Here is an 18,616-nt window from a genome sequence, read left to right on the forward strand (position 1 = left end):
CACGTTTACGACGAGGCCTTCCATGCGATATGCGATCCTGCTGATGGGTGCCCCCTACAGCCATCAGGCCAGCCATTCCGCGCTGCGCTTCGCCCGCGCCGTGCTGGCGCGGGGGCACCGCCTCGAGGCGGTGTTCTTCTATCATGACGGCGTGCACAATGCCGCGCGGCTGGCCTCGCCGCCCCAGGACGAGCCCCATCTGGTGGACGCCTGGGCGTCGCTCGGCGTCGAGCACGCCGTGCCATTGCAGGTATGCATCGCGGCGGCCCTGCGCCGGGGGCTGCTCGACGCGCGCGAGGCGAGCCGCCATGGCAAGACGGGCCACAGTGTCGAGGCGCCCTTCGAGCTGACCGGCCTCGGCCAGCTGGTCGATCTCGGGCTGCGCAGCGATCGGCTGGTGACCTTCGGGCCCTGAGCATGAACGAGAGAGAAGCGATGATGAGCGACAGCGACCTCGAGACCGGCGAGCTGCTGGTGATCCTCCGTCACGGCCCGCATGGCACCAGCTGGCTGCGGGAGGGGCTGGATGCGGCCCTGGTGGCCGCCGCCTTCGGCCGCCGGGTCTCGCTGCTGTTCATGGGCGAGGGGGTGAGCGCCCTGGTGAGCGGACAGCAGGCGGGCCCGCTGGGCCAGAAGGGCACCGCGCCGACACTCGAGATGCTGGCGATGTATGATATCGAGACCCTGTGGGTCGAGGCCGAGGCACTGGCGAGCCTGGGTCTCGCGGAGGGCGACCTGATGCTGCCCAGCCGTCCGCTGGTCGCCGAGAGCATCGAACGGGCGGTGGCGGCCCATCCGCTGGTACTCACCTTCTAGCCGGCTCGAGGAGTTCGAGGATGAAACTGCATATCGTGAATCGCTCGCCGGCCAGCAGCCAGGTGTATGCCCAGGCGGTGACGGCCATGGCGCCGGACGATCGCCTGCTGTTGATCGAGGACGGCGTGCAGGGCGCGCTGCCACAACTGATCCGCTACTACGAGGACATCCCGGGGCGCCTCTACGCCCTGCGCGAGGACCTGGAGGCGCGTGGCCTGGTCGGCCGCTGCGACGCCTCGGTACAGGTGGTGGACGTGGATGGCTTCGTGCAATTGACCGAGGAAGCCGATCAGACGGTGAGCTGGTACTGATGGCAACCACGGAGATATACCGTTATCTAACCGTCGAGGACCAGGCGATCGGCCTCGACCCGGAGGGCTACCTGGTCGATCTCGACCAATGGTCACCCGGCGTGGCCCAGGCACTGGCGGACGAGGAGGGCATCCGCCTCATGGAAGACCACTGGGAAGTGCTGCGGGTGTTGCGCGACTTCTATGCGCGCTACGAGATGGCGCCCGCCATGCGTCCGCTGGTCAAGGCGGTGGGCCTGGCGCTGGGGCCGGACAAGGGGCGCTCGATCCACCTGATGCGGCTCTTCCCCGGCAGTCCGGCCAAGGTCGCGGCCCGGCTGGCGGGCCTGCCGAAACCCACCCACTGCCTGTGACATGAACTTTCTGGCGCATGGCTGGCTGGCCCGGGGAGGCAGTGACGACTTCCTGTATGGCAACCTCGTCGCCGACGGCGTCAAGGGGGGCGACCTCGGCGACTGGCGGGAGGCGGTGGCCGCGGGCATCCGCCACCACCGGCGGGTCGATGCCTTCGTCGATGCCCACCCCGCGGTGCGGCAGGCGAGAACCCTGGCCCCGGACGGTCGGCGACGCTATGCCGGCATCGCCCTCGACCTGCTGTGGGACCATTTCCTGGCCAATCGCTTGCCGCGCCATGAGCGGGATGCCCTCGTCCAGCGCTGTTACCGGCTGCTGGCAGCGCGCCCGGCCCCCGACCGGCTGGCGGCGATGATGCCGGTGCTGGTGCGCCAGGACTGGCTGCGGGGCTATGCCGACTTCCGCTTCACCTGCCGCGCCGTGGAAGGCATCGGCCGACGACTCTCCGGCCCGAATCGCCTGGCCGACCTGCTGCCCTGGCTGGAACGTGACTACGACCGGCTGGAGCTGACCTTCTGCCGTCTCTGGGACGACGTGGACCAGGCCCTGGGGGTCCCCCCGGGCCAGTCCCTCAATCGACCCTGAGCCACAGGCAGTCGACGTCCGTCCCCGGCGAGACGGTGGTCTCCGGCGGGATGACCGCCAGGGCATCGGCGCCGACGCAGGACGACAGCACCCCGGAGTTCTGGTCCCGGAAGGCCCGGGCCACGATGCCCTCGGCGGTGAAGTCCAGGATCACGCGCATATAATGCTGACGCGGCCCGGTGCGGGTCTCGAAGTCGGCGCTCGCGACCAGCCGGGGCAGCGTCGCCAGGGCCGGGCAGGCGAGCAGCGCCCCGATCAGCGGCCGCAGGAACAGCCAGGCGCCGACGAAGCCGGAGACCGGGTTGCCGGGCAGCCCGACGAAGCGAGCCTCGCCACCCTGTGCCGCTCGGCGGGGCAGGCGCCCCAGGGCCAGCGGCTTGCCGGGGCGGATCGCCAGCCGCCACATGTCGAGCCGACCCAGGGCCTCCAGGGCGGCCTTGACGTGATCCTCCTCGCCGACGCTGACCCCGCCGGTGGTGACCACCACATCGGCGCTCTCGGCGGCCTCCTGCAGCACCCGGCGGGTGCCTTCAACATCGTCCGGCACCGTCTCGACGCGCACCACCTCGGCCCCGAAGCGGGTCAGCAGCGTGCGCAACATGGGCCGATTGGAATTGTAGATCTGCCCGGGGCCCAGCGGGCGACCGGGGTCGACGATCTCGTCGCCGGTGGAGAGCAGGGCGATGCGCGGACGGCGGCGGACCGCGACCCGGGTGATCCCCTGGCCGGCGAGATGCCCCAGGGCGGCGGCATCGAGGCGGGTACCGGCCGCCAGCAGGCGGTCGCCGGCGGCCACGTCGCGGCCGCGTCGGCGCAGGTTGTCGCCGGCGGGGATGGCGGCGGGGATCCAGGCCCGCTCGCCCTCGACCTCGACACGCTCCTGCATCACCACGCAGTCGGCCCCGGCGGGCACCTCGCCACCGGTGAAGATTCGCGCGCAGCCGCCGGGCGCCAGCGGGGCGGCGGGCGTGCCGGCGGCGATGCGCTGGACGATCGGCAGCCACTGCCCGGCGTCACGGTGATCCAGGGCATAGCCATCCATGGCGCTGTTGTCGAAGGGCGGCACGTCGAGGCGGGCCATCACGTCCCCGGCCAGCACCCGGCCCGCCGCCGCCTCGCCGGCGATGGTCTCGTCGGGCAGCGCGGTCACCCCGTCGAGCAGGGCGACGAGGGCCGCCTCGACGGGCTGCAAGTCGCCGTGGTTATCAGCCATGTTGGCCTCGCTCGGGAATCACCAGGTTGGCCGGAAGGTGTAGAGAGTTGCACGGCTTGTGCCGGCCGTCGGCCGTCTCGGGGTTGTCAGCCATGTTGGCCTCGCTCGGGAATCGCCAGGTTGGCCGGAAGGTGTAGAGAGTTGCACGGCTTGTGCCGACCGTCGACCGTCTCGTGGTTATCAGCCATGTTGGCCTCGCTCGGGGATCACCAGGTTGGCCGGAAGGTGTAGAGAGTTGCACGGCTTGTGCCGGCCGTCGGCCGTCTCGGGGTTGTCAGCCATGTTGGCCTCTTTCGGGGATCACCAGGTTGGCCGGAAGGTGTAGAGAGTTACATGGCTTGTGCCGACCGTCGGCCGTCTCGTGGTTGTCAGCCATGCTGGCCTCGTTCGGGGATCACCAGATTCGCGAAGTTACACGGCTTGTGGCGACTGTCGAGCTGTTCGGCGAGGATCCCGTCCCAGCCGGTGCGGCAGGCCCCGGTGGAGCCGGGCAGGCAGAACACCACGGTGGCGTTGGCCAGGCCGCCCAGGCAGCGGCTCTGCACGGTGGAACTGCCCACCTCGTGCCAGGACAGCTGGCGGAAGAGTTCGCCGAAACCCTCGATGCGCTTGTCCAGCAGGACCGAGACGGCCTCGGGGGTGGAATCGCGCCCGGTAAAGCCGGTTCCCCCGGTGGTGAGGACGACCTGGATGTCGGGGTCGGCGATCCAGGCCGCGACCACCGCGCGGATGCGGTAGACGTCATCGGCGACGATGCGCTTGTCGGCCAGGCGATGGCCGGCGGCGGTGAGCCGCGCCACCAGCGCCTGGCCGCTGCGGTCGGTGTCCTCGGTGCGGGTATCCGAGACGGTGAGCACCGCCACCGAGAGGGGGATCATCGCCTCGCTCATTGTCCGTTTTCCTGCTTGGCGGCCTGGCGGGCCTCGAAGGCGGCCTGCTGTTCCGGCGTGGCCTCGGCCTGGTAGAGGGTCTTCCACTCGCCGTAGGGCATGCCGTAGACGTATTCCCGGGCGGCCTCGTAGTCCAGCGTCGCGCCGCGCTCCTCGGCGGCGGCCACCAGCCACTTGGACAGGCAGTTGCGGCAGAAGTCGGCGAGGATCATCAGCTCGATGTTCTGCACCTCCTTGTGCTCGTCCAGGTGGCGCAGCAGACGGCGGAAGGCGGCGGCCTCGAGTTCGGTGCGGGTGCTGTCGTCAAGGTGTTGCATCGCGTTGGCTCCATGCTGGTGTCGGGCCCCTGGGGGGCGATACCCCAGCTTAACAAAAGACACCGCCCGTGGGCGGTGTCGTGACAGGGCGCGAGGCGATCAGCCGGGGGGACGGGAGGCCGCTGACGATGGGTCCTTTGCCTCCTCCGGGGCGGCCTGGTCGGTCTTGCCCTTGACCTCCTCGTACCACAGGTTGTGATGCTGCCTGGCCCAGCTCTCGTCCACGTAGCCGTGGGTCATGCCCTCCAGGGCGCCCTCCGTGCCGAGGGTGCCGATATAGATATGGCCCAGTGCCACGGCGGTCAGGCCCAGCGCGCCGAGGGCATGGATGACGTTGGCCCACTGCATGGTGTCGCGGGCCTGGCCGACGTTGGGGAAGTCCAGCACCAGGCCGCTGATCACGACCACCAGGCCGACGCTGGCCAGCAGCCAGTACCAGAGCTTCTCGCCGGCGTTGGCGAAGCCGGCATCCGGATGCCCCTTGCCGACCATGCCCCCACCCTGGCGCAGCCAGGCCAGGTCGTGGCGCCTGGGCAGGTTGTGGCGCAGGAAGCGGGCCAGCACCAGCAGCAGCAGGATGGCGAACAGCGGGCCCAGGTAGTTGTGCAGGGTCTTGGTGCCGATCATCAGGCCGGCCCAGGCGCCGTCGCCGAACAGCGGGCGCAGCAGGGCCTTGCCGTAGAGCAGCAACAGGCCGGTCAGGCCGAGCAGCAGGAACAGGCTGGCCACGCTCCAGTGCAGGGCGCGGTCCAGTACCGGCCAGCGCAGCAGCTTGCGCCCGGTGCGGGGCTCGTCGAGCCGCTGGCGGCCGACGACGAGATAGAACACCAGGATCATGGCCAGCATGCCGAGGATGGCGATGGCGCCGAAGGGCGAGACCCAGCGGTCGCGGATCTGCCGCCAGGTCTCGCCACTGGCATTGATCAGGTTGTAGGTGCTGTCTGCCCGGCTGTCGCGGAAGTTGGCGTCGGTCTCGCCAGCGCGGATCTGCCGCCAGGTGTCGGCGTCCACCGCGGGCACGGCGAAGGCGGCTTCCTGGCCGGGATTCGCCGCGCCGGGCGTGGTCGCCTGGGCCAGGGCCTGCCGGCCCAGGCCCGGGGCGGCCAGCAGCAGCGCCACCAGCAGGGCCGACAGCACGAGCCGCCAGGGGTCTCGCATCGCGATGCTCATGGTCTGCCTCCTTAGCCCTGCCGGGTGGCGTCATGGGCCAGCGAATCGGCCTCGGCCCGGGGGTTGCCGGACCAGCCGCCATCCTCATGACCGCGGCGGACCACCCGCTGGCGGAAGATATCCGCGATCTCCTGGGCGTCACCGGCGAGCAGCGCCTTGGTGGAGCACATCTCGGCACACAACGGCAGCTTGCCCTCATCGATGCGGTTGGCGCCGTACTTGGCGTATTCCTCCTCCTTGCTGTCGGCCGGGCCCCCGGCGCAGAAGGTGCACTTGTCCATCTTGCCACGCTCGCCGAAGGCGCTCTGCTGCGGGAACTGCGGCGCCCCGAAGGGGCAGGCGTAGAGGCAGTAGCCACAGCCGATGCACAGGTCCTTGTCGTGGAGCACGATGCCGTCGTCGCGCTGGTAGAGGGTCTCGGTGGGGCAGACGGCGATGCAGGGGGCATCGTCGCAGTGCATGCAGGCCACCGAGATCGATACCTCGCTGGGCTCGCCGTCGTCCAGGGTCACCACGCGGCGCCGCTGGATGCCCCATTCCACCTCGTTGGCGTTCTTGCAGGCGGTGACGCAGCCGTTGCACTCGATGCAGCGCTCGGCGTCACACATGAATTTCATCGTGGCCATGATGTCCTCCCGTGGGCCGTCAGCCGGCCTTCTCGATGCGACAGAGCGTGCACTTGGTTTCCTGCATCTGGGTCACCGAGTCGTAGCCGTAGGTGGTGGCCGTGTTCGCGGCCTCGCCCAGTACATAGGGGGCCGACCCCTCGGGGTAGCGGTCGTGGAGATCCTCGCCCTGGAACAGGCCGCCGAAGTGGAAGGGCATGAACACCACCTCGCGGGCGACCCGCGGGGTGACCAGGGCCTGTACCCGCACGCGCCCCCCCTCGGCGCCCTCGACCCAGACCATCTCGCCATCGGCGACGCCGAGGTCGTTGGCCAGTGCCGGATTGATCTCGACGAACATCTGCTGCTGCAGCTCGGCGAGCCAGGACATGGAACGCGTCTCCTCGCCGCCGCCCTCGTACTCCACCAGCCGGCCGGAGGTGAGGATGATCGGGTAGGTACCGGTCACGTCCTTCTGCTGGATGGACCGGTAGAGGGTCGGCAACCGGTAATGGGAGGCCACGTCGTCCCAGGTGGGGTAGTCGCTCACCAGGTCGCGGCGGCTGGTATAGAGCGGCTCGCGATGCTTGGGGATCGGGTCCGGGAAGGTCCAGACATTGCAGCGGGCCTTGGCGTTGCCGAAGGGGGCACACTCGTGGGCGATGGCCACCCGCTGGATGCCGCCGGACAGGTCGGTCTTCCAGTTCTGGCCCTCGGCGGCCTGCTGCTCCTGTGGGGTGAGATCGCCCCACCAGCCCAGGTCCTTGAGCATGGCGTCGGTGAACTCCGGGTAGCCGTCGTCCAGTTCCGAGTGGCGACTGAAGGAGCCGTCGGCGAGCAGGGACACGCCATCGCGTTCGATGCCGAAGCGGGCCCGGAAGGTCAGGCCGCCCTCGGACACCTTCTTGCTGGTGTCGTAGAGGATCGGGGTGCCGGGGTGGCCCATCTCGGCGCTGCCCCAGCAGGGCCAGGGCAGGCCGTAGTAGTCGCCGTCGGCGGGCCCGCCCTGGGCCTGCAGGGTCTCGAAGTCGAAGGTATGCCAGTTCTGCTGGTGGGCCTTGAGACGCTCCGGGCTCTGGCCGGTGTAGCCCACGGTCCACATGCCGCGGTTGAACTCCCGGGTGATGTCCTCGATCAGCGGCTCGCTGCCCTCGACGCGGATGTGCTTGAACAGCTGCTCGGCGAAGCCCAGCTTGCGAGCCAGCAGGTACATGATCTCGTGGTCGGGCTTGGACTCGAACAGCGGCTCGATGACCCGGTCGCGCCACTGGAGGGAGCGGTTGGTGGCCGTGACGCTGCCGGTGGTCTCGAACTGGGTGCAGGCGGGCAGCAGGTAGACGCCGTCGCGGCGATCGTGCATGACCGCGGCCACGGTGGGATAGGGGTCGACGATGACCATCATCTCCAGCTGCTGCATCGCGCGGCGCATCTCGGTGCCGCGGGTCTGGGAGTTGACCGCGTGCCCCCAGTAGAACATCGCCTTGAGGCGGGTGCGCTGGGCGATGGCGTCCTCCTCCTCGAGGACTCCGTCGACCCAGCGGGACACGGTGATGCCGCTGGCGTTCATCGGCTTGCCGTCGGCGTACTCGGCGGGGTCGAAGCGCCCGACGAGCCAGTCGTAGTCGAGGTCCCAGACCCTGGCCCAGTGCCGCCAGGCGCCCTCGGAGAGGCCATAGTAGCCGGGCAGCGAGTGCGACATCAGCCCCAGGTCGGTGGCGCCCTGGACGTTGTCGTGGCCGCGGAAGATGTTGGCGCCGCCGCCGGAGGTGCCGATGTTGCCCAGGGCGAGCTCCAGGATGCAGTAGGCCCGGGTGTTGTTGTTGCCGGTGGTGTGCTGGGTGCCGCCCATGCACCAGACGATGCAGCCGGGGCGGTTCTCGGCCAGGCGACGGGCCGTGTCGCGCATGGTCGCCTCGGGTACGCCGGTGATGTTCTCCACCACCTCCGGCGGGAAGGCCGCCACCTCGCTGCGCACATCGTCCATGCCGTAGACCCGCTGGGCGATGTACTCGCGATCCTCCCAGCCGTTCTCGAAGATGTGCCACAACAGCCCCCAGATGAAGGCCACGTCGCTGCCGGGGCGCAGCCGCACATAGTGGTCGGCCTTGGCGGCGGTGCGGGTGAAGCGGGGGTCGACCACGATGATCTCGGCCTGGTTGCGCTCCTTGGCCAGCAGGATGTGCTGCATGGCCACGGGGTGGGCCTCGCAGGGGTTGGAGCCGATGAACATGATCGCCCGGCTGTGCTGGATGTCGTTGAGCGAGTTGGTCATCGCCCCGTAGCCCCAGGTGTTGGCGACCCCGGCCACCGTGGTGGAGTGGCAGATACGGGCCTGGTGGTCGGTGTTGTTGGTGCCCGCCAGGGCGGCGAACTTGCGCAGCAGGTAGGCCTGCTCGTTGTTGAACTTGGCCGAGCCCAGCCAGTAGACGCTGTCCGGGCCGTGCTGCTCGGTGAGCGCGAGCACCTTGTTGCCGATCTCCTCGATGGCCTGGTCCCAGTCCAGCCGCTGCCATTCGCCGTCGACCAGCTTCATGGGGTACTTCAGCCGCCGGGTGGAATGGCCGTGCTGGCGCAGCGACGCGCCCTTGGCGCAGTGGGCCCCGCGGTTGATCGGATGGTCGAAGGCCGGCTCCTGGCCGGTCCAGACCCCTTCCTGTACCTCCGCGTAGACCCCGCAGCCCACCGAGCAATGGGAACAGACGGTGCGCTTGGTCTCGATGGGAGCGTCGGAATACGGCGTCTTCTCCGCGGCGTCGACCCGGCGCATCATCGGCGCGCCCATGAAGCCGGCGGCGGCCAGGCCGCCGGTGGTGGCACCGCTGCGCTTGAGAAACTGGCGCCGGGAGATGCCGAGCCCGCCGGTCCGGGGAGTGGATGAGCTTCGCGTCAGTCGCATGGTATCGATCTCCTGGCGGGCGCGGACTCAGTCGCGCAGGGTGGCGTAGTAGGCGCGGATATGCGCGGTCTCGCGGTAGCCCCGCGGTGTCTCGTCCCGCGCGGCGTCCTGCGCGGTGGTCTCGGCCTGCACCAGGGGCACCTGGCCGATGCCGGCGGCCGCCCCCGCCGCGACGGTGCCGAGGCCGAGGGTCTTGAGGAAGCGGCGGCGCTGGGGATTGCGTTCGGTGGACATGGGAGTCTCCTCGTTCAGGGCACGGGCGGGGTGACGAACCGCACGGGGGCTTCGCTGCCGGTCGTTGCCAGGCGACGCGCCTCCTCGGCGAGAAAGGCGCGGCCGAGCTCACCGAGGCGGGCATAGAAGGGGGTGTCGACGGCGGCCAGGTCCGCCAGGCAGGGAGCCGCCCAGGGGGCCAGGTGACGGCGGTAGAAGCCGGCCTCCTCCCGGGGGGCGGTCTCCACCAGCAGTGCCATGGCCTCCAGCTCCGCCGCCAGGTGATCCTCGGGGTCGCGGCTGTGCTCGGCGCGGGCGATGCCCAGACGACGCAGGTCGCGGCGCAGGGCGACCAGCGCCTCGTCCATCAGGGCGCCGTTGCGGTACCAGGAGGCATAGGGGGTGACGTCGCCCTCGATGACGCCGACCAGGTGGCGGAAATGGGCCCGCGCCAGGGCGTCCGCCGCGTCCGCCGCGGCGGCCTGGGCCAGGCCCTGCCAGGCCCGGGCCAGCTCGCCGTCGCCTTCGGGGGTCAGGGTCGCCAGCCAGGCGAGCAGCGCCTCGTCGGGCGGCGCCCGCAGCAGGCGGGCCAGCAGCCGGTAGATATCGGCGCGCAGGGCCCGCGTCTCGTCGCGGGGCTCGGCCGTTGGTGGTTCCCGGGTCATGGTCATACCCTCGATTGCGCGTCGGGGTCGCGGGCCAGCGCCCGCCAGGCATCGCGAACGCGACAGTCCTCGCACATCTCCAGCCGCCGGGCGGCCTCGCCGGCGAAGTGCGGATGATCGGCCAGCTTGGCCTGGATGGCGGCGATGGTGCCGGCGCTGGCGAAGGGCTTGCCGCAATGCAGACAGGCGAAGGGCGCGTCCTCGTGCAGCACGCGTCGCTCGCCGCGCGACGGGTCGGCCAGCAGTCCCGGCTCCAGGCGGATGGCGTCTTCCGGGCAGGCGGCCTCGCACAGGCCGCACTGCACGCAGTCGGCCTCGCGGAAGTCGAGACGCGGAGCGTCTCGTCCCGCCCCCAGGGCCGGCGTGGGACAGGTCGCCACGCAGGCCATGCACAGGGTGCAGGTCGCCTCGTTGACCGCGACCGACCCATAGGGCGCGCCCGCCGGCAGGGCATGGCGTGCGCCATCCGGGAAGCCGAGTTCGGCGAGGCGGTCGAGGGCCTGGTCGAGGCGGGCTCGCTTGTCGTCGCCGGTCAGCGCGAGGGGCGTGGTGGTCAGCGTGGCCAGGGCGGGAAGGGCATCGCGACCGGCGCTGTCGCCGGGGGCCAGGCACACCAGCCGCTCGGGGGCATGGCCCAGGGCCGAGAGCAGCCCCTGCGCCAGCGCCAGTTGGTCGTCGAGGAAGGCCGTCAGCCGCTCGGGCATGCCGGCGTGGTACTGCAGGCGGACCTCGGCGGCACCGCCGGCCAGGGCGGCGAGCCATTGGTCATGGCCGGCGGCGCCGAGCTCCTCGAGGGGGATGTCGATCACATGCCCCGCGGCGCTGTCCTCCCCGACCAGCGTCCCGTCCGCGAGGAAGCGCACGACGGGCGTGCGTCCCCCGGCCGCCCGGTAGGCCGCCAGCCAGCCCAGCAGGGTGTCGAGCTGGCGCGAGGCGGTGGGCTGGCGGTAGCCGATGGCGCCGGTGGGGCAGGCGCTGGCACAGCTGCCCACGCCGTGGCAGCGGTAGGGGTCGATCTCGATCCAGGCCTCGATGCGGCCCCGGCGACTGGCGATGGCATCGGCGGGACACACCTCGAGACAGCGCGTACAGCCCGGCTGGCCATTGGCGGCATGGGCACAGCGCTGGGCATCCACCTGGACGTAGCGGGGCTTGTCGAACTCGCCCACCAGCTCGGCGGCCTCGGCCAGGCGCGTGTCGCGCGCCGCGTCCTCCCAGTGGAAGGCGAGGTAGCCGGGCGGGGGGAGTTCCAGCGCCAGGCAGGGCGCCTCGCCGAGGTCGATGACCAGGTCGAAATGCGCGCGGCCGGCCAGCAGCCTGGCCAGGTCCAGGGGGCCGCCGGGCGTGTCCAGCGTCGCGCAGAAGCCTCCCAGATAGCCTGTCAAGCGTAGCTGGTGGCGCTGGTCCCGGCAGAGGGAGTGCTGCGAGAGGTGGTCGGTGGCCGCCAGCAGGGCAGCGTCGTCGCCGTCCTCGCCGGGAGCGAGGGGCTCGCTGAACAGCAGGCTAAGCGAGCCCAGCGCCGTATCGGCGAGGGCCCTGGCGGCGCGCCGCACGTGGCGTTCGTTGCCGAGCAGCAGGGCATGGCCCTCGCTGACATAGCTCAGGGTCTCCGGGGCCAGGTTGACGGGCCAGGAGAGTTGGCGGCGGGCAAGCTCGCGTGCCCGGCGGTTACGGGGCTCGTCCGCCTCGTCCACCGCCAGCAGGTCGGTTTGCTGGTTCATGTAGCCTCACGGTCTACGCCTTGTCTGAAAACTGCCTGCGCTCGCCCATCCGGCGTTAAAAATCGGCTCGTGCGCGAGCCCGGTTAAAGTACTCATTTACACCGCGTAAACTCCGTCTTTTCTCCGATTTTTGCCTTGTGACCCACATGGATGTGGGAAATGCGTTGGCCCGCCGGGAGCGGGCCTAGCCCTGGCCATCGCTCGTCGACTTTTCAGACAAAGCTTAGATGCGCGTTTTTATTATGTAATGCTCATTCATCGAGTCTTGTTGGGTTTTCCCGTTCTCGCCAATGATCCTTGGTCTAAGGGGGAGGCGCCGGCATCCGGCGAGGGCGACGTGGTTGCCTCGTCGTCCACCGGGTGGCCGCTCCCGTCGTTCGCCCGTGTCTCGACACGGGCGGCGTCGTCCCCGGGGGAGGCGGCGGGATCGCTGGCGACCTCGCGGGGCTCGCCGGCCGTCCCGTCATCACGCTCGTCGGCGGGGGCGTCGAGCCAGCGGCGCAGGCGTTGCGCGGCCTGGCCCGCCAGTGGCGTGAGGGTGCGACGGAAATCCTGGTCATAGTCATCGAGGCCATCGCGGATTCCGTAATGCTCGGCGGCGAAGAGGCGCTTCAGGGCGCGTCGGCGCAGGCCGGCGCTGACCCCGGGCGCCATGAAGGCGGTGATATCGCTGCCCGCCGGCAGGCTGTCGGGGTCGGGAAGCTGCGCCTCGGGGTCGCTGGCCGGCCTCTGCGGGGCCGCGACGGGCTCGGTGTCGGGGGCGGCCTCGGCTTCCAGGCGCCCCTCACGCACCGGGGGCGCCGCCGCGTCGTCGATCTCGTCGTCGCCGATGACGCCCCGCTTGCGCCGGGACCAACGCTGCCAATGGCTCATGGGGTGTGCTCCCGGGCACGGCCGGCGCCCTTGCGCTTCTTCTTGCGCCCCTCGTCGGCCGCCTCGCCATGGCGGGCCAGGTAGGCCTCGAGCCAGACCTGGATCGCCAGGGGCATGGCGACCTCCAGCACGCGCTGCTCGCCGTCCAGCCAGGCCGCGGCCACCTCCTGGCTGGCGGTGATCGACGCGGGCCTTGGCTCGGCGTCGGCATCGCCGGCGTTGACGAACAACCGCGGCGAGTCCGAGGCCAGGTTGAAGCGATAGGCGGCCCGCTCGGTGCGGGTGAGCTGCAGGTCCAGGGGGTGGGGGGCGCCATCCCCGGACACGAGATCGGCGACTCGCCAGCGGGTCGCGGTGAAGCCCTTGCTGGTGACGCGGTCGGCGCGCAGGGAAACACTGAGTCGTCGAGTGGTGCCGGTGCTCATGCCGTGACTCCTGAGGGTTTCCCTGCAGTAAAGACACGGCGGGCGGGGAATGCCATCATCGTCATCAACGCCATCGCTGGAGTCCCTCGCATGCACGACATCCACCTGAGCCACGCCCGGCTGCCGGCCACGCTCGAGATCACCGTCGTCGACGAGTTCGGCGAGGCCCGCCCACAGGCGATCGCCGCGGAGCGGGCCCTGACGGTCTACCTCAACAAGCGCGAGATCGTCACCCTGATGACCCTGGGGGCGGATCCCGAGGCGCTGGTGGTGGGCTACCTGCGCAACCAGGGCCTGCTGGGGAACATCGAGGATCTTCAGGCGGTGCAGGTGGACTGGGAGGTGGAGGCCGCCGCCGTGGTGACCCGCCGCCTGCCCGAGGACCTGGAGGAGCGGCTCGGTCAGCGCACGGTGACCACCGGCTGCGGCCAGGGCACCGTCTTCGGGCGCCTGCTGGAGGCCACCTCGTTGACGCCGTTGCCCCGCACCCGGCTGCGCCAGTCGGTGCTCTATGGGTTGCTGGAGAACCTCGGCGCCTACAACGCGACCTATCGCAGCGCGGGTGCCGTGCACGGCTGCGCCCTGTGTCGCCAGTCGGCGGTGCTGGATTTCGTCGAGGACGTGGGGCGGCACAATGCCGTGGATACCCTGGCGGGGCGCCAGTGGCTGGGCCGCGAGCAGGCGCAGGCGGCGCCGGACATCTTCTACACCACCGGCCGGCTGACCTCGGAGATGGTGCTCAAGGTGGCCCAGATGGGCATCGGCGTGCTGGTGTCACGCTCCGGCGTGACCCAGAAGGGCGTCGAGCTCGCCGAGCGGTTCGGGGTGCTGCTGGTGGCGCGGGCCAAGGGCCGCCACTTCCAGGCCATCGGTGGCGAGGGGCGCCTGGAGCTGGATGCCATGCCCGCGCGGCGGCCCGGCGACCGCCCGGGGCGGGCGTGAGCGTCGCCGCTAGCGGCCATCCCGGGGGGTGCAGACCGACAGCACCACGGCGTCCTCTTCGCTGACCGACACCAGGGCGTGCCCCATGTCGCTGTCGAAGTAGATGCTGTCGCCCTTGACCAGGCGCAGCGGTTCGTAGAACTCGGAGAACAGCAGGATCTCGCCTTCGAGCACCATCATGAACTCCTCGCCGTCGTGGCGCACCCACTGGCAGAAATCCTCGAAGCGTCGTGCCCGCACGATCGTCTTGAAGGGGATCATGCGCTTCTGGGCCAGCTCGCAGCTGAGCAGCTCGTGCTCGTAGGTGGGCGTGGGGTGCAACTGGCCCTCGCCGCGGCGGGTCAGGTCACGACGGCCCATGGTGCGCGTCTTGGACTTGGGCTGGGAGAGCAGTTGCGGCAGGTCGATATCGAGACCGCTGATCAGCTTCTGCACGGCACTGAAGGTCGGCGATATCTGGTCGTTCTCGATCTTGGACAGGGTGGAGCGCGCCAGGCCGGTGCGTTCGCTGACGTCGCCCAGGGTCCACTGGTTGGCCAGGCGGATCTCGCGGAGGCGTTCGCCGAGTCGCTGGGGCTCGACGAAGGGCTTGCGCCCCGAGGCGATGCGTAGGGCGGCGTCCTGATCGTTGGTGGCGGGCATGCGGCATTCACTATCGGAAACAGGTTTCCTACAGAATACCATATCCCCGGCGACCGTCGGGCCCGGGAACGACGCCTGTCAGGGCGATGACGACGGCCTCGGACGGTGGGGCACGCTGCCCGGGATGTTTCCCGCCCCGAGGAAACCTGCGGCGTCGCTCAGGCGAACGGCAGGCCAAGCAGCGCCTTGAGGTGGGCCTCCGCACCGCGACCCAGGGCGTCCGGGTCGTAGCCCCCCTCGAGCACCGAGACCAGGCGGTTGTCCGCATAGAGGGCGGCGATCTCCATGGCCAGCCGGGTGACCCAGTGATAGTCCTCGTCCTCGAGGCACAGCTCGGCCAGGGGATCCTCGCGATGCGCATCGAAGCCCGCCGAGACCAGTACGAGCTCGGGCTTGAAGGCATGCAGGGCCGGCAGCCAGTCGTCCTCGATGGCGCGGCGGAAGGTCGGCCCGTCGGTGCCGGCGTCCAGCGGCGTGTTGATCACGTTCCGGGACTCGCTGCGCAGGTAGCGCCAGGGATAGAAGGGATACTGGAAGCTGGTGCAGACCAGCACCTCCGGGTCGTCCTGGAAGATGTCGATGGTGCCGTTGCACTGGTGGACATCGAAGTCGAGGATCGCCACCCGTCGCACGCCGTACTTGGCCCTGGCGTGGGCGGCGCCCACCGCCACGTTGTTGTAGAAGCAGAAGCCCATGGCGTCGGTGGCCTCGGCGTGATGGCCGGGCGGGCGCACGGCACAGAAGACGTTGTCGGCCTGCTGGCGGAACACCAGGTCGACGCCCCGCACCACCGCGCCGGCGGCCAGCCGGGCCGCCAGCAGGGTATCGGGATTCATCAGCGTATCGCCGTCCAGGGCCACGATGCCGTGCTCGGGGAGGCACTTGTCCAGGGCCCGCAGGTGACGCAGGGGATGGACCCGGGCCAGCTGCTCCTCGGTGGCTTCCCGGGCGTCCGACTGCATGGTCTGCTGGAGGATGCCGCTGAGCATCAGCCGCGCGCGGATCGCCTCGAGGCGCAGCGGGCTTTCCGGGTGTTCGGGCCCCATATGGTGCCGCTGACAATCGGGATGGGAGAGGTAGGCCGTTATCATGCACGCGCTCCGGGTCGATGACGATCACCTTAGGCGTGGCGGGGCCTTGCAGGACAGTGTCAATAAGTCGTACACAGGGGACTGCCCGCATCCGATGGAGGAGCCCATGAGTACCCGCTTCCTGCACCACTTCTTCGAGCCGCGCACCATCGCGGTGATCGGTGCCTCCGAGAAGCCGCAATCCATGGGCGGACTGGTGATGCGCAACCTCCGCGAAGGGGACTTTCCCGGCACGCTCTGGGCCGTCAACCCCAAGGGCTATGAGCGGGTCTTCGGCGAACCCTGTGTCACGCGGGTCTCCCGGCTACCGGAGGTGCCCGACCTGGCGGTGATCTGCTCGCCGGTGGAGACGGTCCCGCGACTGATCGACCAGCTCGGTCGTTTCGGCGTGCGTGCCGCTCTGGTGCTGTCGGGCGGCGCCCACCTGGACGACGAGCGTGGCGACGAGGGCTCGATCCGCGGGCGGATGCTGGCGGCGGCCCGGGCGTCGGGAATCCGCGTGCTGGGCCCGGAGTGCATGGGGTTGATCGTGCCGGGGCGCCGGCTCAATGCCTCCTATGCCAGCCAGCCCGTGAAGAAGGGCCGCGTGGCCTACCTGGGGCAGTCCGGCATGCTCGGCAACGCCATGATCGACTGGGCCGCCGGCCGCGGCATCGGCTTCTCGCACCTGCTGACGGTGGGCGACAGCGTCGATGTGCTGTTGCCCGATCTGATCGACTACATCAACCAGTTCGCGCCGACCCAGGCCATCCTGCTGCATCTCGAGCGGATCCTCGACGCCCAGCATTTCATGACCGCGCTGCGCGATGCCTCGCGCCATCGGCTGGTCCTGGCCATCAAGAGCGGGCGCACCGCCGAGTCGGATATCTCCGGCCTGCCGCCGACCCCGGGCATCGCCAACCGCGACCAGGTCTTCGATGCCGCCTTCGCCCGGGCCGGGGTGGTGCGGGTCGATGACTCCGATGAGCTGTTCGACGCCCTCGAGACGCTGTCGCGCATGAAGCCGCTGCGTGGCGATCGCCTGGCGGTGGTCGCCAACGGCCTGGGGCCGGCCATGCTGGCCATCGACAAGCTGATCGGTGCCGGGGGCCGGCTGGCCGGCTTCAGCGAGGCGACCCGTCGGGCGCTGCGCCGCGACGACGTGGACATCAGCAAGCCCGGGGAAAACCCAGTGGACCTGGGAGGCAACGCCACGCCGGAGCGCTTCGTCGAGGCGCTGGCGCTGGTGGCCGCCGATCCGGGCGTGAATGCGGTGCTGGTGGTGCATGCGCCGACCCGCCTGGCGCCCTCCCGGGCTACCGCCCAGGCGATCATCGCCGCGCGCAAGCGCTTTCGCCGTAACCTGCTGACCAGCTGGATGGGGCTCGAGGAGGCGTTGCCGGCGCGCCACGAGTGCAATCTCGCCGGCATCCCGACCTATACCTCGCCCGAGAAGGCGGTCAGGGCGTTCATGCATATGGTCGACTACCAGCGGGTCCAGGCCCTGCTGCAGCAGACGCCGCCGAGCCTGCCGTTCGCCACCACGGCGGAGATCCGCCGTCGCTGCCGGACCCTGCTCGACGAGGTTCGCGCCCGGCAACGGGAATGCCTGCTGCATTCCGAGACCGCCCGGGTGCTCGAGGCCTATGGCATCCCGGTGGCCCCGCGTCACTATGTCGGCACGCCGGCGGAGGCCGCCGAGGCGGCGACGACTCTCGAGGGGGCGATGGCCCTGAAGGTGGTCCATGACGGCAACTGCCGGCCGTTTCGCTACCGCCAGCATCCGCACAAGATCTCGGCCGGCCTGCTCCAGGATCTGACCACGCCGGCGCAGGTGGCCGAGGGCGTCACCCGGCTGGGCGACAAGGTCGCGGAGAAGTTTCCCGAGTTTCGCGTGCGGGAGTACTGCCTGCAGCCGATGCAGCGGGGCAAGCACTCCATGCAGTTGAGTGCCGGCATCACCCGGGACCCGGTCTTCGGCCCGCTCATCGTGTTCGGCATCGGCGGCTACAAGGTCAATATCCTGGCCGATCGCCAGGTCGCCTTGCCGCCGCTCAATATCAGCCTGGCGGCCGACCTGGTCGGCCGCACCCATGCCGCCCGGCTGATCCGCGAGCATTCCCGCGATCCCGAGCGGGACCTCGAGCGCATCGGCAAGCTGCTGGTCACCCTGTCGCAGATGGCCAGCGACCTGATCGAACTGCGCGGCCTGGAGCTCAACCCGCTGTTGCTCAATCGCGATGGCCTGGTGGCGGTGGACTTCGCCATGGACCTGGGCCGGCCCGCGCGCTTCGCGATCATGCCCTATCCCGAGGAACTGCGCGAATGGGTGACCCTCAACAACGGCTGGGACGTGGAGGTGCGTCCCATCCGCGCCGAGGATGCGCCGCTGATCACCCGCTTCCATACCCGGCTCTCCGAGGAGAGCATCCGCTTCCGCTACTTCCACCACAAGGCCGACCTGACCCAGCGCGACCTGTCGATGCTGTCGCACATCAACTATGACCGCCAGATGGCCTTCATCGCCGAACACCCGCTGGAGGACGGCGGCAAGCAGATGCTGGGGGTGGTGCGCGTGTGGAACGATGCGGACAACATCCGCACCGAGTTCTCGATCATCATTCGCGACGACCTGCAGGGGCTGGGCATCGGCAGCCTGCTGATGGAAAAGATGATCCGCTACTGTCGGAGCGTCGGCACCCTGGAGATGATCGGCAAGATCATGGTCGACAACCACCCGATGCGCTCGCTGATGAAGCACCTCGGCTTCACCCAGCGCTACAACATGGAGGAGCAGGTGATCGATGCCGTGCTGCGCCTCAACGAGCCGCAGAGCGACTGGCAGCGCCACCGGCTGGAGAGCCAGCCGGATTGATGGCCCCCGCCGAGGAGGCGAGGGCGCTCGCCG

General features: G+C 70.0%; 20 protein-coding genes. 7 read left to right on the forward strand and 13 right to left on the reverse strand.

The genetic code is table 11. The annotated features are described in order from the left end of the window. Window positions 1-22 precede the first annotated feature (22 nt). Genes tusD through QWY76_RS03610 form a run of 5 tightly spaced genes read left to right on the forward strand, consistent with a single transcriptional unit; the run spans window position 23 to window position 2,066 of the window. The gene (tusD, locus tag QWY76_RS03590; RefSeq protein WP_290309735.1) at window positions 23-415 is read left to right on the forward strand and encodes a sulfurtransferase complex subunit TusD; all 393 of its coding nucleotides are present in this window, start codon (window positions 23-25) and stop codon (window positions 413-415) included. 23 nt (window positions 416-438) lie between these two features. After that, a complete protein-coding gene (tusC, locus tag QWY76_RS03595) occupies window positions 439-816 on the forward strand; it encodes a sulfurtransferase complex subunit TusC (protein ID WP_290309736.1) in 378 nt (125 codons plus the stop codon). Window positions 817-836: 20 nt separating this feature from the next. Continuing rightward, window positions 837-1,127: a sulfurtransferase complex subunit TusB gene (tusB, locus tag QWY76_RS03600; RefSeq protein WP_290309737.1), complete on the forward strand. Its 291-nt coding sequence runs from the start codon at window positions 837-839 to the stop codon at window positions 1,125-1,127. Continuing rightward, entirely contained in the window at window positions 1,127-1,480 is a 354-nt protein-coding gene (locus QWY76_RS03605; RefSeq protein ID WP_290309738.1) for a TusE/DsrC/DsvC family sulfur relay protein, read from the forward strand. The genes tusB and QWY76_RS03605 overlap by 1 nt, the downstream gene beginning before the upstream one ends. Before the next feature lies 1 nt (window position 1,481). Beyond that, complete coding sequence (locus QWY76_RS03610) at window positions 1,482-2,066, forward strand: acyl carrier protein phosphodiesterase (RefSeq protein ID WP_290309739.1); 585 nt, start codon at window positions 1,482-1,484, stop codon at window positions 2,064-2,066. Here QWY76_RS03610 and QWY76_RS03615 read toward each other — a convergent pair. From QWY76_RS03615 to QWY76_RS03665, 11 genes are all read right to left on the reverse strand, one after another. After that, window positions 2,053-3,279: a molybdopterin molybdotransferase MoeA gene (locus tag QWY76_RS03615; RefSeq protein WP_290309740.1), complete on the reverse strand. Its 1,227-nt coding sequence runs from the start codon at window positions 3,277-3,279 to the stop codon at window positions 2,053-2,055. The genes QWY76_RS03610 and QWY76_RS03615 overlap by 14 nt on opposite strands. Before the next feature lie 368 nt (window positions 3,280-3,647). Continuing rightward, a complete protein-coding gene (gene moaB, locus QWY76_RS03620) occupies window positions 3,648-4,169 on the reverse strand; it encodes a molybdenum cofactor biosynthesis protein B (protein WP_290309741.1) in 522 nt (173 codons plus the stop codon). Beyond that, complete coding sequence (locus tag QWY76_RS03625; RefSeq protein ID WP_290309742.1) at window positions 4,166-4,486, reverse strand: DUF1244 domain-containing protein; 321 nt, start codon at window positions 4,484-4,486, stop codon at window positions 4,166-4,168. Before QWY76_RS03625 ends, moaB begins: the two co-directional genes overlap by 4 nt. A gap of 99 nt (window positions 4,487-4,585) precedes the next feature. Further along, window positions 4,586-5,656, reverse strand: coding sequence for a formate dehydrogenase subunit gamma (locus QWY76_RS03630; protein ID WP_290309743.1), 1,071 nt, complete (start codon window positions 5,654-5,656; stop codon window positions 4,586-4,588). Window positions 5,657-5,667: 11 nt separating this feature from the next. Next, window positions 5,668-6,282 (reverse strand): formate dehydrogenase FDH3 subunit beta, encoded by a 615-nt coding sequence (fdh3B, locus tag QWY76_RS03635; RefSeq protein ID WP_183382346.1) that lies wholly within the window; start codon window positions 6,280-6,282, stop codon window positions 5,668-5,670. A gap of 19 nt (window positions 6,283-6,301) precedes the next feature. Next, complete coding sequence (locus tag QWY76_RS03640; protein WP_290309744.1) at window positions 6,302-9,157, reverse strand: molybdopterin-dependent oxidoreductase; 2,856 nt, start codon at window positions 9,155-9,157, stop codon at window positions 6,302-6,304. 27 nt (window positions 9,158-9,184) lie between these two features. Next, on the reverse strand, window positions 9,185-9,391 hold the full coding sequence (locus tag QWY76_RS03645) for a twin-arginine translocation signal domain-containing protein (RefSeq protein WP_290309745.1): 207 nt from the start codon (window positions 9,389-9,391) through the stop codon (window positions 9,185-9,187). A gap of 14 nt (window positions 9,392-9,405) precedes the next feature. Next, the gene (locus tag QWY76_RS03650; RefSeq protein ID WP_290309746.1) at window positions 9,406-10,035 is read right to left on the reverse strand and encodes a TorD/DmsD family molecular chaperone; all 630 of its coding nucleotides are present in this window, start codon (window positions 10,033-10,035) and stop codon (window positions 9,406-9,408) included. A 2-nt stretch (window positions 10,036-10,037) separates the two neighbouring features. Next, window positions 10,038-11,756 (reverse strand): 4Fe-4S dicluster domain-containing protein, encoded by a 1,719-nt coding sequence (locus QWY76_RS03655; protein WP_290309747.1) that lies wholly within the window; start codon window positions 11,754-11,756, stop codon window positions 10,038-10,040. A gap of 255 nt (window positions 11,757-12,011) precedes the next feature. Beyond that, on the reverse strand, window positions 12,012-12,629 hold the full coding sequence (locus QWY76_RS03660; RefSeq protein ID WP_290309748.1) for a DUF3306 domain-containing protein: 618 nt from the start codon (window positions 12,627-12,629) through the stop codon (window positions 12,012-12,014). After that, window positions 12,626-13,054, reverse strand: coding sequence for a DUF3305 domain-containing protein (locus tag QWY76_RS03665; RefSeq protein WP_290309749.1), 429 nt, complete (start codon window positions 13,052-13,054; stop codon window positions 12,626-12,628). The genes QWY76_RS03660 and QWY76_RS03665 overlap by 4 nt, the downstream gene beginning before the upstream one ends. Window positions 13,055-13,144: 90 nt before the next feature. On the opposite strand from QWY76_RS03665, the gene QWY76_RS03670 reads away from it, so the two are divergent. Further along, window positions 13,145-13,996 carry a formate dehydrogenase accessory sulfurtransferase FdhD gene (locus tag QWY76_RS03670; RefSeq protein WP_290309750.1) on the forward strand — a complete coding sequence of 284 codons (852 nt, stop codon included), beginning with the start codon at window positions 13,145-13,147 and terminating at the stop codon, window positions 13,994-13,996. A 9-nt stretch (window positions 13,997-14,005) separates the two neighbouring features. On the opposite strand, the gene QWY76_RS03675 is transcribed toward QWY76_RS03670, so the two are convergent. After that, window positions 14,006-14,638 carry a helix-turn-helix domain-containing protein gene (locus QWY76_RS03675; protein WP_290309751.1) on the reverse strand — a complete coding sequence of 211 codons (633 nt, stop codon included), beginning with the start codon at window positions 14,636-14,638 and terminating at the stop codon, window positions 14,006-14,008. A gap of 158 nt (window positions 14,639-14,796) precedes the next feature. Further along, window positions 14,797-15,729, reverse strand: coding sequence for a histone deacetylase family protein (locus QWY76_RS03680; RefSeq protein ID WP_290309752.1), 933 nt, complete (start codon window positions 15,727-15,729; stop codon window positions 14,797-14,799). Window positions 15,730-15,835: 106 nt separating this feature from the next. Here QWY76_RS03680 and QWY76_RS03685 point away from each other — a divergent pair, with 106 nt between their 5' ends. After that, window positions 15,836-18,583 carry a bifunctional acetate--CoA ligase family protein/GNAT family N-acetyltransferase gene (locus tag QWY76_RS03685; RefSeq protein ID WP_290309753.1) on the forward strand — a complete coding sequence of 916 codons (2,748 nt, stop codon included), beginning with the start codon at window positions 15,836-15,838 and terminating at the stop codon, window positions 18,581-18,583. Window positions 18,584-18,616 lie beyond the last annotated feature (33 nt).

The sequence above is a fragment of the Halomonas maura genome, from assembly GCF_030409305.1.
In the GTDB taxonomy this organism is placed as follows: Bacteria; Pseudomonadota; Gammaproteobacteria; order Pseudomonadales; family Halomonadaceae; genus Halomonas; species Halomonas maura.